This window comes from Methanosarcina sp. WWM596, from assembly GCF_000969965.1.
Taxonomy (GTDB): Archaea; Halobacteriota; Methanosarcinia; order Methanosarcinales; family Methanosarcinaceae; genus Methanosarcina.
In genome coordinates this window covers 474,193-489,316 of sequence record NZ_CP009503.1, presented here as the reverse complement: position 1 = coordinate 489,316, position 15,124 = coordinate 474,193, and the positions used below count along the sequence as shown (strand labels likewise).

The window sequence follows — 15,124 nt, the reverse complement described above, 5'->3', positions numbered from 1 at the left end:
CCAAACATGTGAATCCGCTCAAGTATCAAGTACATTAATTCGGTTATGTAATATTTTATTATGCATTATTCAAGTAAATTAATTAGTTCCTTTTTTATATTTATGGGAGTATATGAGTATCAATACTCTGGATTCTTAGTTCCCCTGATCATCAGTGTTCTTGCGTGCAGTTTCACTTATATATATCGTATCTCCTTCTTCAATACCCTTGAGTCTCTCGGGCTCGACTATCCGACCGATAATATTCGTTGAGGATAATTTTTCTCCGGTAGGACCGAAGAGATCGTCATCTATAAGTTTAACTCCTATATTCCCCATCCTTTTTGCGGCCTGATTTGTAATTCCTATTTCCCCGGCAAGTACCCTGTCAGTTGGTGTGTTTTCAGGGAGTAATTCTACGTATTTCACCACTTTCTTTTCTGTTTTGAAAAGGAAAGTGTTCTCATATACCATATAAACAGGAAGTTTCCCGACGGTTTTTGTTTTGAGTTCAAGAGAGCGACGGAAAAAGTCCACCGATTTTGGGGCGCTCTCCGGGTAAAGTTCAACTTCAATAAGTTTTTCCCTGGATACCGCATAAGCAGTCACTTTCGCTTCTCCGAGAATTTCCAGGGTTGTTGGCGGGTCCTGCCTGACAATTACTGCATCTTTTCCTGTATGTCCATCTCTTACCAGTTCCACTCCTATGGAGGAAAGCACGGGCTCGACCTCTTCAAAGCTGTGGCCCAGCAGGACTATCTGGGGAGGAAGACTTTCTACTGACAGCTTCTGCCCTTTTTCCGCGAGTTTGATAAGTTCAAGGCCTTTTGTTACCTGCCCTACAACCGAATGCACAAGGCTTGAAGGCCGGTCATCTCTGGAAATATATACCCTGCCTGTCCCGTATCCAGCAGTCCTGACAGAGATGGCGCCTTCTCTTCTCGGTTCAAAGTTTTCATAAGGAACGGGTTCTTCTTTCAGGCTATCATCTGAAATAAATGCGCTAGTTACCGCATCTATGGAAAGAGTTCCCTCACGAGTCAGGGCATAGAAGTGTTCAGCTCCCTTAGGAGCGTTTATGGAAAGCTCGACCTCGAAATAAGTAAATACACTGTCTTCATCTTCAAGGAGGGTCGAAAGATCAGTGGTGCAGTATTTCTCTGCAAGTTGCTCCCATTCTATAATCGGCTCTATACTCAGGATGGAGTCTTCTCTCGAAAGCCTGAAAATAAGATTTCTCCCGGTTACAACTGTTGCAAAAACGCCATCATCGGGAGATCCATACTCAGCAGAATGTCTTTTTCTTGACAGGATCAGATGAGTATTACGGGAGTCGAATCCTCCTGCCCCGAACACAACATCAAATGCTTCAAAATTTCCTGTCTCACGTAAAGGCTTTATATCAACTTCAAAAGGTCCGAAAGCCAGCGCTTCAGGACTTGCCCAGTGGATATTTTTACCTTCGAACTCTTTATAATGTTCAGTCCATAGTTTTCCAGAGGATGATTCTGGATCATTGATTTCTATCCTAAGTTCCCCTCTGGACGTATTGATAGCGTATTCGGTGATTTTCTCCGTTCTCTTCTCAGCGGCTTTTTTAAGAATACCAACCGCTGTACCGGCTATGTAGGGGGCTCCGGAAACTTTAAGGGAGTCTCCAAGGGTAGAGCCTGCAGGCAGAGTATAACTTTGCCCATTCACCTCTACGCTGATCTCATTACTCGTAATCGGCACCTCATTTTAGTATTTTCCATACTAAGAGGTGACAGCATATTTATATTTCTTCTGCAGCTTTGATCTTCTCTTCTTCTGTGAGCTGAGCAAGTACGGTACCTGGTTCCCCTAGTTCCACAATCTTTCCATCACGCATAAGTGCTACACGGTCACAGATCTCGTTTACAAAATCCATGTCATGAGAAACTATTACAAAGGTTTCTCCGATCTCTTCTCTGGCTTTAAGGATGGAGTTTGTCACTGATATCTTGGTAATGGGGTCCATGGTCCCTGTTGGTTCGTCCATAATAACGATCCTTGGCTCCTTGATAAGGACCTGCGCAAGTGCAATTCTATGCCGCTCTCCTTCACTCATTTCATTGGTCATTTTGGGCAAAACAGCTTTTGCCTTATTTTCGTCAAAACCTGCTGCCTTGAGAGTGATTAAGGCTTTTCTAACCCCAAGTTCGAATGGAAGGTCCAGGCTGATGGATTCTGTAAGGTTGTCTATTACGGAGCTGTGAGTATAAAGCCCATATTCCTGGTGCAGGAATCCCATGTATTTTGTTGCCCTGCCTTTGTTATCAACCCCTAATTTAGTCATGTCCACCCATTCATCTCCGATACGTACTTCAACTTCTCCTGAGGTTGGAGGTAAAATTCCCATAAGGATTTTCGAGGTTGTAGTCTTGCCTGCTCCACTTAGCCCGACAAGTCCGAAAATCTCTCCCTCCTTCACGTCAAAAGAGATTTTGTCCACGGCTCTGACCACGCCCCTGTCTACTGAGATATAGCGCTTTGCCAGGTCCCTTACGCGGATAATAGGTTCTCCTACCAGAGCATTCTTTTCCTGCCTGGTCAGGGATGCACTTTGCATAAAGATCGCAGAAACCTCAAGCGGATCTCCTTCCTGGATTACTTCACCGTTTTCGAGCAGGATCGCCTTATCTGCCAGGTTTTCAATAACTTCCGGCCAATGGGAGGTAAGGATCATGCTCATATTGTAGCTCTCCACTGCCTTAATCATAGCATCGTGAACCAGCTTTGCAGTCATGGGGTCAAGGGTACCTGTAGGCTCGTCAGCTAACAGGAGGAGAGGGTTTCTGACAAGCTGTCTTGCAAGCACAACTCTCTGTTTTTCTCCACCGGAAAGCTCCCTTGCCACGTGCATCATACGGTGGCTCAGGTTTACCTCCTCGAGGAGTTCAATCGCTTTTTTCATGGCGTCTTCTCCCTTATACCCGATTTCATTCAGGGAGTTTATGACGTTTACCAGAACTCTTTCATCCCCATAGAGGGCAAAGGTTCTCTGTAGCATAATTGCAATGCGTTTGGCGATGTCTTTTCTTATCGGGTCGTAAAGTGAAAGTTTTATAAAATCAGCTTCGTACGCCTCAAGACTTTCGCTGCATACCGGGCATTTCTGGCCGATTTTGCTTGGACGTTCTATATACCCGCATTTTTCACAGCGAGCTAGATGATAGATTACTTCACCTGAGATATTCTCAAAAGATTCGGTCCCGCGCAATACATGCATCAGGATTGTTTTCCCGGATCCGCTTTTTCCCAAGATCCCAACGACTTCCCCTTCGTTGATACTTAAATTTACATTTTTCAGGGCTTTGAAACCGTCAAAGTCTACAGTTAAGTTTTTAACTTCAATAAATACTGGCATGCATTTTCCTCCGCAAATTACGAGCTGCAAATAAATTTAAGTAGCTTTCTTCTGCCTGCCTGGGCGTATCGCTCAAGAGTGAAAAGTAATTACTTTAAAGTGAATACCGTATTAACCTAATCAATAAATTTCACACATATGGGCAACAATTAGATAAGAGTAAACATTAGATAAACATAACGCATTATTTTGTCACTGTGAACATCCAGAACCAACATTAGTTGGTAAATTTAGTAAATTTTTGCTCGTTATAATCCTTTTACCACGTCCACAACTTTTATTATATCATCGAGCACCACATCGGCTGCTTCTCTGAGCGCTTCTGGTCTGTCGTCTCCCTGCTGGGTCGTCATTATACCCACATCTGCTGCCCTGAGAGCCAGAATATCGTTAATTCCATCCCCTACCATAACTACTTTATCATACCTGTGTTTAAGTTCAAGCACCACTTTTTCCTTTATAATTGAATCTGCAAAGGCAAAGATTCTTTCTTGCGGGATATTTACTAATTCTGCAAGTTGCACGAGAGCAGACATTCGGTCCCCGGATGCTATGTATATATCCACTTCCATGGCATGGAGCAACTGGACGGTCTGCAACGTCTTACCGAATACCTGCCCTCCCGTACTGAGCACATATGGTATTCTTCTTGCCTCCGAGTCCACTATAATACCTGCCGCAAGATAAATGCTGTCAGGGCAACGGGATGTAACTGCCTCAAGCACATCATGCACATCTCCCATAAGGAGAGAAGCCCCTCTTATGATCTCAGAGGCAACTTCCGGGATAAATATTCCTTTTGAACAGCTTACACCTATTGAAACTCCGTATTCCCTTATAAACTCAAATAAAAACATATCCCTTCTCGAGCTCAGGATTATTTCGTTATCGGTATTAAGAGCTACAAGGCCGCAACCGTTTTTCTTCGCGACAATAGCAGTGCTCTCTATGTTTTCAAGGATATTGCCGGTGCTGGATTCTTTTGCAACTCTGTACATGTGGAGAAGAGTTCCGGCACTGTCAAAGACCACTGCAATTCTTTTGGTCATGTAAATTGATTAATCTATAAAATAAAAAAATCTTTGTAAAAACCCGGAAAATGGATGGGAAACAGAAATTTATAAAAATAAATGAAGTGGAAAAATTAAACTTACATTTATAAGTTCTTTTATATGATTGATGCTCCCGAAATCAGGACCCCGGCAAAAAAACCGAGAATTGCTCCTGAATTCAGGAAGGGCAGCCCTGCCTGAGGATTGCCCCTCATTACCAGGATAGACAAAAATACATGCCCTGCAAGAGTTCCCAGCATTGCCCCAAGTACAGGGAACGAGAACCCTCCATTTTCGAGAAATACATTTGCGGAAACTACCAGAAGAGTGGGCATGACTGCGTCTCCAAGGCCCATGAAAAAAGCTTCACGTTTTTCTCCTTCTTTAAAACTTTCCTTAATGAATGAATAGTTTGAGTTCTTTGGGATTATAAAAAGAATAGGAAGTTTAAGGTCCATTACACCTTCAGCCATGGCTATCATATGTTTTGTCTTATATACCGAGATGGCATCATAGACTGCAAGCAATATAAGAAGGACAACTACAGGGAGAACGGAAAGAGAGATCCCTATCAGGGCGCTGACCCCACCTGCTATGCAGACCCCCAGAATATCGATTACATACCACTCCGGGTATTTGTAAAGCAATACTGTCAACCCTATAGAAATCAGGAGTGAAGCGGTATTTTCAAAGCCTGCGAAGGAAGGAATAAGGGTAAACAATGCAAAAAATACATAGTAGAGAGTACTGACTATAGCGAGATATATAAATAAGCTGATAATCCATTTCATGTTTTTCTTTATTGCAATCAGGACAAAAAGCGTAAAAACAAGGATCATCATAAGATAATAAATAGAATTGGAAACCTGTGTCGGGTCCTCAAAAGCCTGCATATCATTTATTTCCATTGGCGTTGATAAAAGAAGGGCTAGAACCTGCACAATCAGAATTAACCCTGCCATGGAAAGAATCGGCAAATAATCTTTAAGTGAATGTTCGCTCGAACTCAAGTACTAAACTCCTTATTTCTTGACACTATGCCTTTTCTATTCCTTTATATATTTACTGTATCCTCTGTCTTCAATATTTATATCACTTAATAAATAATCACTTCAACCAATTTTCCGCCCCAGCAATGGTTTTTAGGTTACCTTCGTCTGGATTTACAATTATTTCTGAGATATCATCTTGAGATAATTCCCCCGCTCCTGTTAGTTTACCTGACAGGAGTCACAGTAATCCTCTTAAAGGTATTATCTTGTTTTTTTGACAGGATCAAGGGAAAAAATAAATTAGGGATAAAAGATACATAAATAGTTTATGCAAAAAATCATATAGGACCACTGTATAAAAAAGGAGCAAAAATAGAAAAAGAATAAATATGGAAATGCGATAAAAATAGAAAAACAGTATAAAACAGTATAACACGATAAAAATAGAAAAACGGTATAAAACAGTATAATACGATAAAAATAGAAAAACAGTATAAAACAGTATAATACGATAAAAATAGAAAAACAGTATAAAACAGTATAATACTTTAATGGAATTATCTCCATCTAATAACTTTCCGCCGGTATTGAGGAATTTGTGGTTTTACACGAAGTTTATGACTGCATAAGGAGAATTTCCATAAGTACGTTAGAGGTATACAATGGAAACCAGAGACACAGTATTCCTTGTTGTGATGGTTCTGTCATCTTTCCTTCTATCCTTCGAATGGCTTAGAAGGTTTACATACAAACCCACAAACCCTTTCATCGACCCTTTAATTATTCTATCTATTATGGTTCTGGCCGGAACGTTATCTCTCATGCTCATCTCTATCAATAACAAACTTCAGGATTTTGAAGATAAGATGGAAGCAAAAGACCGTTCCCTAAGGGTTAACATGGAAAATTCGGACACAAAAATTGTAGAGAGGATGAATGAGCTCTCAAGTAAAGTTGATAATGCAGTATATGAATTTAACCGCAGAAAATATCACTGATTTCTGCTCATACTCTTATTTTTTCCTGCAGGGGTAAATACGGTAAAATACGGCAAGGTTTACTCTAATATCTATAATCCATTTATCTATGATCCGTTTTCACCTTTTTCTTCCGGTTATGGCCTGGTCTTTTAAGAAATGAGATATTAAAGGAAACATCTTCTAGTGTCGCGTCAATAACCAGACATTGAATGATTATGAATGATTGTCATCTGTTTCATATGACGCTTTCCTTTCTGTATTTTACCTTCAAACTGCCCCTATTTCCATTTCCCCCTATTTCCATTTTCCCCTATTTCCATTTCTCCCTATTTCCATTTCTCCCTATTTCTATTTCCCCCATTTCTATTTCCCCAATTTCCATTTCCCCCCTTTCCATTTCCCCCTATTTCTATTTCCCCCAGTTTCTATTTCCCCCTCTTTGTCTCAGGACGGTTTTATAACTGATTTTATCGTTAATCAACGATTTTTTGTGTAAACTCCCGGGGGTGTTCATTTATGAAGATCTCTCCACGTCGGACAATAGGAAAAACTTATATTATTTAAAGGTTCTATGACGCAAATCCCGGTGCAGACAGATTTCATTAAAAAGAAAAGTAAATATACAGGTTTTGTAGAAGAAATCCTAATTTCCATTTGAATTAGATTCAATTTATTAACACGATTATTTGAATAGTTAATAAATTATGATATCCAACCCAAATTAATTGTTATATTGATAGATCATTTCGAGCGCAAGATCCACGAATTAGCAAAGTATATATACCGGAGGTCCTGTAGTAAGGGAAAAACATCTGGCATCTAGACAAATATAAATATATTCAAATTGACATAGTGTATCGTAAGTTATTATTACTCAGAGTTAGTATATTGATTACCTTGTGTAAACAGGTAAAGAAGGAAAGCTAATATGCACCTCAATCTGGAACCTATTGGCATTATCAAAAAAGTTGCAAATAAGTCGGAGATTTTAATTTATTCTGATTTTGAGCAGGTTATACGAAATATCGTTTCCAAAATAGGAGAAGGAGCTGAGATGGGCCAGAAACTTCTGGTTATCCATAAAAATAATAGCAAAAAACAAATAGATGGTCACCAAGTCCAGGTCACGAAGGCGACGCTTCTTGAAAGGAAAGGAAACCTATTGACAATATCCAAAATAGAGGCAAATGAAGATTCTGTAATAGATGTCCGACTTGATCTTACCGCCTAACAGCCATTGACTTCGACATATGCCGACAAAACTTTGAGATTCCTTGATTTTCTCCTTTTCTCCGGGATAGCCCCGGTTGAAATTTATGGAGTGTTGAATTTGGGATGGAAATTCCAGAAAGCAGGATTTACTGCAATTATTTTTATTACAATTCTTTTTTTTCTGCTGAGCAGTGGTTGTCTAGAAGAAAAAAACGCCGACTTTGAAAAATCCAGCAGTGGAGCTGAAATAAAAAGCAACTACTCTGCAGGACCTGAGACGGATTTTCCGAAACGGCAGCTATCTACTGTTGTTGCTGCTTATATGGTTGGAAGTGACCTTGAGTCTTCAAGCGGATATGCCAGCAAGGATATCTTTGAAATTATTGACGGAGCCTCCACACTGAACAGGGAAGATACTGAAATTCTGATAGCTTATGGAGGAGCTTCTGTGGAGGGATGGAAGGGCATGACAATCGCAGCGCTTGATGACCTCAGAAAGGACGGAGAAGATGGAGTCATAGGTAATGGGGGCAGCTACAGGAAAACATATCCCCATGCAAACATGGGAGATGCCGCAGGGCTTGAAACCTTTCTTTCGTATCTCCGAGAAAATTATGAGAGTGAAAGGGTCCTGCTTATTTTCTGGGACCATGGAGATGCTTACAGGGGGGTTTGCTTTGACGAAAATCATGGTTACGACAGGCTGGAGCTTCCTGAACTGAGTGACACTCTTAAAGCTTCTGGAATGCATTTTGACCTTATCGGTTTTGATGCCTGCCTCATGTCCACCCTTGAGCTTGCAAGAGCAGTCAAGCCTTCTGCAGATTTTATGCTCGCCTCAGAATCAATCGAACCCACCCACGGCTGGGACTATGTTGCTTTCATAGGTTATATCTCAGAGAATCCAAACGCCTCTACAGAAGAAATGGGCAAGGTCGTCATCGACAGCTACCTGGAGAATCCCTCTCATGTGCCCCCTAGAACTCTTTCTCTCCTTGACCTCTCTAAAACCGATGAAGTACTGCAGAATGTAGATTGGCTTGCAGAGGATATAGGTACAAGCGTTTCAAACTCAAAAGGGTATTGTGGGCTTGGGGCATCTATTACGAAAGCCCGAAAGTTTGGAGTAGAACCAAAGAAAGGTTCTGAAATCTCAATGGACCTTAAGAGTTTTGCCCTGAGAATCGAAGAGGAAATCCCGGAACTTGAAGGCAGGTCTGACGCTCTCATTAAATCGCTTGAAGATTTTGTTATTTACTCAAGGCAGGACGGCACAATGCCTGATGCATATGGTATATCTGTATATTCCCCCCAAACTCAGGACAACTACTCTACATATTACGGCAGGGTTTCCATTTCAAAAGCCTGGTCGGAATTCCTTGACGGCTACTCAGTGAGAACCTGTGCAGACTTTACAGAACCCGCCATCTCGAAATCCGGAGATTCCTTTTCAGTAGAAGACAATTCAGGGCTGGCTTCAGTAGACCAGGTTTACTTTATAGACTCTCCAGAAGGCCCGGTTCTCATAGGAAGAATACCCCTTACCTGTTCAGGGAGCACAAACTATAGCCTCCCTGCCTGGGGCGGGGAATGGATATTTATAGAGAACTCCAAAACAGGGAAAAGCTCTCTTATTTATGCAGCTTGTGGGGGAGAAAGCGAGAATGGAAACAGGATACTTACTACCGAACTGGGACTTCAAAGAGATGGAGAGTCCAGATCCTGTCTTGCCCAGCTTTATCTGGACACTCTCAACGGGACTGTCAAAGCTTACATGAATCCCTACGAATCCCTGGATGACGGAAACATCCTGTTCTCAAAAGAAGTACTTGAACCGGAATCCGGAGATATTATCACTGCGTATGCACCGGTCTACGGAGAATCCGGCATTAAGGACTGGACAGCACTTGGCAGGCTTAAGATGGATGAAAATACGACTTTTGTCTATGACTTTCTGCCTGAAGGGACCTATTATACCGCACTCTATGCAGAAGATTACCGCCTGAACTTCAATATGAGCGAACCTGCGGAGATTATCCTGGGATAATTTCCTGAAAACCCCTTTTTTAATTTCCCTCCATCTCAAAAGGCCGTTAATCTGACGGACGGTTTTTCCGAGCCATTAGGCTTTGTACTCTAACTTTGTCTTGACTTTCAAAGATCGTAAAAAAACGATAACAATAGACTATATAGTTAACATTTTAACAGAAAAATGGTCTGTCTGATGGTGATTTTATTCAATTTCAATACTTTTTTGTCTTTTAAAATCGCTATGCTTAGAGCCTGTAAACTTTGCAATATTTTAGGATTATATTTACATACCAGTATCGCAGCTACGAATTTTCGTGATAAATAAGACCATTTTTGGATTTAGTTCCTTGGGGGCCATGGATTTTCGTTATCTAACGGAGTATTCGTCACACATCTTTGAAAGATGAATTTGTCACAAAACTGCTCCATGCAAAAATACTTATAACCTGCGCCAGACAGTGATTTTTAACTATGCTGTGTAAGACAGCTTTAACTTCCCCTATTTTAAAGAGCCGAACTGTGTTATTTTCGAAGTCTACAAAGTAGCAATTTGAGGAAGTCCGAACTATTTTAGGGGAGCGTCCCTATCAAAACGTAGAACTATTTTGAAAATCTGATAGAGAGCGTGGATAAAAAAACCAGAATATATTATTATCTGTTTGCCTTGAAGCTGAGAGTCGTTCAACGAAAACATTCCTTTTCAGACAATTACGTATCCTGCAAACGTTCCCGATGTAACTTTGTTTTCGGATCTGATTGACGGTATTTGTAAACGTATAGAAGAGATAGGGATTCCTCTTAAGGAAATAACAATTGTTTTTAATCGAGGAAGGAACTCTACAGATAACATAGAACACGTTTTGGATAAAATGCACGTTGTTGGGGCTTTACCTTCTTCGATGTGCAAAGATTTATTCCATGTTCCTTTGTCCGATTTTGAAGAAGAATGGGAGAATGGAAAAAAGAATATCATCAAAGCTCATCGCGTAAACGGAAACTGGTATGGTAAAGGGTTTACTGGAGTCATAAAATACACTGAAATTACTAGTCGAAAACAGATACATGAGTGGGAAATTAAAAAATCTGATATCCTGGAGAAGATTGAAGAAATAGGCTCAAAACTTAATCGTAAAGGAAAAGGTAGAAAAATGACTGCAAAAGGTCTCATGAATCGTGTTGTTGATGCAATTCCAAAGCAATATAGAGGTCTCTTTGATTACAATGTCGTTGAAAAAGAGGGAGCGTTACAACTTAATTTCAGTTTAAATGATGATAAGGAAAAAGAGTTTCTTTTAGGGATGGGAAAGACTGTTGTGTTTACTGATAAGGAAAATCTTGCAACAAAAGAAATTGTGGACATGTACGATTCTCGAAACATGATTGAAGAGGATATAAAGTGGCTGAAAGACAAGTTATTGATACCGGTAAAGCCTGTGTATGTCAGAAAGGATGTGAAGATCAGAGCTCATGTATTTCTCTGTGTAATGGGGTTACTGCTACACAATTATTTGCTTCATTTGATCGATGACCAGGAACTAACAATTCAAAAGCTGGCCGAGAATCTTGAAAAGATAAGAATGGGATTAGTATACAATGGAAAAGGAGGGGAAAACGCAGAGTTTGTCGTAGAGGAAATGAACAAAGAAACTGCGGAGATCTTTACAAAACTTCAACTTGGGGAGTACATCCCAGGTTGAAGTCGCCAACTTGATTAATTTTTTGGTAGACTGTAAATAATCATAGCCAAGAGCCTTTGTTTCTTAATATCTTAGAAACTCCGGTTTAAAAACGTACAATATTTTATTAATATGATCTATCTAAAATTAGGGAAACTTAAATTTGAGTTACCCACATGAAATAGCGAAGAGCCAAAAGAGTTTCATATACCAGAGGGAAAAAATATGGGCACGGACATAGGAGATCTTCTTCAGAAAAGAAAAATAGAGCTTACTGACCTCTCAAACCGGGTGATTGCAATTGATGCATTTAACACCCTTCACCAGTTTTTGAGCATTATCCGCCAGAGGGACGGAAGTCCTCTGGTTAATTCAAGCGGAAAAGTGACCTCCCACCTCTCCGGCCTGCTCTACAGGACAGCAAGCCTGGTTGAAGCCGGAATCAAACCTGTATTCGTTTTTGACGGCAAACCCCCCGACCTGAAATCCGAAACCCTGAGCCGAAGAAAAGAAGTAAGGGAGACTTCACTGGAGAAATGGGAAAATGCAAAGGCAGAAGGGAACCTTGAAGCTGCTCATAAGTATGCTCAGGCGTCTTCAAAGGTTGACCAGACCATTGTTGAAGATTCCAAATACCTTCTCGGAATAATGGGTATTCCCTGGATACAGGCCCCCTGTGAAGGAGAGGCACAGGCTGCTCATATGGTTATTAAAAAGGATGCAGATTGTGTTGCTTCCCAGGACTATGATTCCTTCCTTTTCGGAGCCCCGAGTGTTGTCCGTAACATGACGGTAACTGGAAAACGCAAGCTCCCTGGAAAGAATGTATACGTTGATGTTGAACTTGAAATGATCGACCTCGATGAAACCCTCGGGGTTCTGGGAGTTAACAGGGACCAACTTATCGATATTGCAATCTGTGTAGGCACGGATTATAACAAAGGCCTGGAAAAAGTGGGTCCTAAAACAGCCCTTAAACTAATTAAAAAGCATGGAGACATCCATGCCGTGCTCCGGGAGAAGGGAGTAGAAATCGAAGGGCTGGACAATATAAAGGAACTTTTTACCCATCCTGATGTTACGGACGACTACAAAATCAAATGGGGTAAACCGGATTCCGAAAAACTCATCAACTTCCTCTGCGGGGAGAATGGCTTCTCTGTAGACAGGATGGAAAAAGCTATAGAACGCCTTAAAGCGGCTTCAGGTGCAAGGCAGAAAACCCTTGACCAGTGGTTCTAAATAATTATAAGAGATAAAGAGGTATTTCTATTTAAGATTCTTTCTTTACATATTCCTTACATATTCCTTACATTGTCCTTACATTTTTTATAAATTGAATCCATTCCCTGTGAAAGTATCTTCGTCAGAGATATACAGGCAGGGAGGTCTGAGCCTGACAAGACAAGAAATCGAGCATTCAGGAAAAGAACACTCATATTCCCATGCCCACGGAATTGTGGACCCCGGACTTCTTTCCACAGATAGAGGGCTATATGCTATCAAATGGTCCTTTGTTGGCTTGATATTAACGGCGCTCTTTCAAATTTATGTCGTATGGGTTTCAGGAAGTGTAGCTCTTCTTGCCGACACCATTCATAACTTTGGGGACGCCGCAACTGCAATCCCGCTGGGTTTTGCCTTCCTGCTCTCCAGAAAAAAACCCAACAAAAGTTATACTTACGGCTACGGCAGGGCAGAAGATCTCGCAGGTCTGTTAATTGTTTTCCTTATTTTACTCAGTGCAGCAGTTGCGGCTTATGAATCAGTTTCCCGGCTTCTATCTCCGCAGCCTGTTGATTTTCTATGGGCTGTGGCTGTAGCCTCAATTATTGGTTTTCTGGGAAATGAACTGGTAGCAAAGTTCAGGATAAAGGTAGGAAAAGAAATAGGAAGTGCTGCCCTTATTGCAGATGGATACCATGCACGTGCAGACGGGTTTACCAGCCTTGCCGTACTTTTTGGAGCCCTGGGCACCTGGCTGGGTTATCCTCTCGCAGACCCTATAATCGGGCTCCTAATCACGATCGCAATCCTCCACATAGTATGGGACGCAGGAAAATCCGTATTTTCCCGCATGCTGGATGGGGTTGACCCTCAAATTGTGGATGATATCCGACAGGTGGTAAGCCAGGTAAAAGATGTAAGGGATATTACAGAGATCAGAGTACGCTGGTTAGGGCACAGGCTTCATGCTGAAGTTAATATTGCAGTAGAATCCGGACTCTCTGTTAAGGAAGGGCATGAAATCGCTGTAAACGTCAGACATAGGATGCTTCATAGTCTAAATTACCTGTCAAACGCGGTTGTACACGTAGATCCCAGGGAAGCGTCCGGAGAGGCTTATCATCAGCTTCCGGAACACGAACCTATATCACCTGCTAAGTCTCATTGAGACAAAGTATTAGAAAATGAAACAAGGTTAAAATAAATTATTTAATATCAGAGTTTAGATATCTCTGCACCACTGTTTTTCGCTCGAGTCATCATTGTGATTCCACCTACCGATTCATCAAGCATTTTCTGGACTTCTGCCTTAAGCTGCCTGCCTTCTTCCCTGTTATCTACAAAAGCATAAACTACAGGCCCAAAAGAGCTTACTCCAGCTCCGTAACTCCGGCTGCGCATAAAAGAGGCAATGTTCTTTACGAATTCGGGCCAGATCAGACTTTCCCTTTTGTTAAAACCCACTGTCTGGACATGGTTTACCGCAGCTCCGAAATTTTCGATGTCGCCCTCTATTACTGCAGGCATCATCTTCATGAGTACCATATGTGCAACATCCCGGACTTCCTCTATCGGAAGGGGGCAGAATTTCTGAAACACATTGATCTCTTCCTGGTCGTGCATACCCGTATCATCAGGAACTGCAATAACTACATCCCAATCAGGAAAATCTTCTCTGAAAAGCACAGGACCCGGCGGCACCCTGCTGGCGGCGGAAGGCATGAAAGCCCCCTTGTCTTTGAACCTGTGCCCTCCATCAACTATGAATCCACCTTTTTCAAAAGCAGTTACTCCTATGCCCGAAGTACCTCCTCTTTTCACTGCAAATGCAAGTTCTCTAACACTTTTTCCAAGCCCATACAGTTCATTCACAGCTGCTGCCACAACCAGAACAGCCTGGGTACCTGATCCAAAGCCCACATGAGGAGGAATCAGTTCTTTTACATTAATCCGGATCCCTTTTCCTTCAGGAAGCAAGGCTTCTACGGCTTTATTCATGCGGTCGGCAAATCCCTGCAGCCCCTCGATATGGATTTCATCAGCTTCTGCTGCGGTAACTGTTATGTTCGGGGAGGAAAGGGTCAACCCTGCTCCCCCGTCCATTCTTCCGATCTCACCGTTCATATCGATAAGGGTTATGTGAAGCCGAGAGGGAGTAGTTATTTTGATCATGTGTAGTACAACCTCGAAGAACATTTAAAAATATTATAATACCATAATTATCTGCATTTTTTATTATAGCTACTGATATTTAATCTTTTTAAAAAAATCCTGTCTGGAAAGCCTGTATAATTTATGAAAAACGAGGCAGCAAACTCATTAAAAAAAATAAAATTAGACCAAACAATGGCAAATAGTAAAAACTTCAGAAGAAAAGAAAGGGCGCAAACAGGAAGAAAAGAAAAGGGGAACGAAAATTCAGGTGGTTCCTGATTGGAAGCTCTAATACCAAAATATCAACCATGTAGCAGGAGACATGCGAAATCTAAAAAGAGAGTAAAAGAAGCAAAAAAAATTGAATGAAAAATCAAAAAACACTGATTTTTTCGTTAATACTTCCTTTACTTACGATTGCTCTTTACTTCTC

The 15,124-nt window shown here is 41.3% G+C and carries 12 protein-coding genes; 7 read left to right on the top strand and 5 right to left on the bottom strand.

Features of this window, described 5'->3' with window-relative positions:
- Positions 1-135: 135 nt before the first annotated feature.
- From MSWHS_RS02175 to MSWHS_RS02160, 4 genes are all read right to left on the bottom strand, one after another.
- A complete protein-coding gene (locus MSWHS_RS02175; protein WP_048125630.1) occupies positions 136-1,713 on the bottom strand; it encodes a methanogenesis marker 3 protein in 1,578 nt (525 codons plus the stop codon).
- 40 nt (positions 1,714-1,753) lie between these two features.
- Entirely contained in the window at positions 1,754-3,367 is a 1,614-nt protein-coding gene (gene atwA / locus MSWHS_RS02170; protein WP_048125628.1) for a methyl coenzyme M reductase system, component A2, read from the bottom strand.
- Positions 3,368-3,615: 248 nt separating this feature from the next.
- Entirely contained in the window at positions 3,616-4,416 is an 801-nt protein-coding gene (locus MSWHS_RS02165; protein WP_048125626.1) for an HAD family hydrolase, read from the bottom strand.
- A 119-nt stretch (positions 4,417-4,535) separates the two neighbouring features.
- On the bottom strand, positions 4,536-5,429 hold the full coding sequence (locus MSWHS_RS02160; protein WP_048125624.1) for a presenilin family intramembrane aspartyl protease PSH: 894 nt from the start codon (positions 5,427-5,429) through the stop codon (positions 4,536-4,538).
- Between the two features lie 644 nt (positions 5,430-6,073).
- On the opposite strand from MSWHS_RS02160, the gene MSWHS_RS02155 reads away from it, so the two are divergent.
- From MSWHS_RS02155 to MSWHS_RS02130, 6 genes are all read left to right on the top strand, one after another.
- Positions 6,074-6,409 (top strand): hypothetical protein, encoded by a 336-nt coding sequence (locus MSWHS_RS02155; RefSeq protein ID WP_048125622.1) that lies wholly within the window; start codon positions 6,074-6,076, stop codon positions 6,407-6,409.
- A 910-nt stretch (positions 6,410-7,319) separates the two neighbouring features.
- Positions 7,320-7,622 carry a hypothetical protein gene (locus MSWHS_RS02150; RefSeq protein WP_011032857.1) on the top strand — a complete coding sequence of 101 codons (303 nt, stop codon included), beginning with the start codon at positions 7,320-7,322 and terminating at the stop codon, positions 7,620-7,622.
- A 99-nt stretch (positions 7,623-7,721) separates the two neighbouring features.
- Positions 7,722-9,650 (top strand): clostripain-related cysteine peptidase, encoded by a 1,929-nt coding sequence (locus MSWHS_RS18285; RefSeq protein ID WP_156151180.1) that lies wholly within the window; start codon positions 7,722-7,724, stop codon positions 9,648-9,650.
- 676 nt (positions 9,651-10,326) lie between these two features.
- Positions 10,327-11,331: a transposase gene (locus tag MSWHS_RS02140; protein WP_082088311.1), complete on the top strand. Its 1,005-nt coding sequence runs from the start codon at positions 10,327-10,329 to the stop codon at positions 11,329-11,331.
- A 204-nt stretch (positions 11,332-11,535) separates the two neighbouring features.
- A complete protein-coding gene (fen, locus tag MSWHS_RS02135; RefSeq protein WP_048125617.1) occupies positions 11,536-12,552 on the top strand; it encodes a flap endonuclease-1 in 1,017 nt (338 codons plus the stop codon).
- A gap of 148 nt (positions 12,553-12,700) precedes the next feature.
- A complete protein-coding gene (locus MSWHS_RS02130) occupies positions 12,701-13,705 on the top strand; it encodes a cation diffusion facilitator family transporter (protein ID WP_052722785.1) in 1,005 nt (334 codons plus the stop codon).
- A 47-nt stretch (positions 13,706-13,752) separates the two neighbouring features.
- Here the strand turns inward: MSWHS_RS02130 and MSWHS_RS02125 are convergent, their stop codons facing one another.
- On the bottom strand, positions 13,753-14,709 hold the full coding sequence (locus MSWHS_RS02125; RefSeq protein ID WP_048125615.1) for a beta-ribofuranosylaminobenzene 5'-phosphate synthase: 957 nt from the start codon (positions 14,707-14,709) through the stop codon (positions 13,753-13,755).
- 123 nt (positions 14,710-14,832) lie between these two features.
- Between MSWHS_RS02125 and MSWHS_RS19910 the strand changes: the two genes are divergently transcribed.
- Positions 14,833-14,970: a hypothetical protein gene (locus MSWHS_RS19910; protein ID WP_156148050.1), complete on the top strand. Its 138-nt coding sequence runs from the start codon at positions 14,833-14,835 to the stop codon at positions 14,968-14,970.
- The last annotated feature ends 154 nt before the right edge of the window (positions 14,971-15,124 follow it).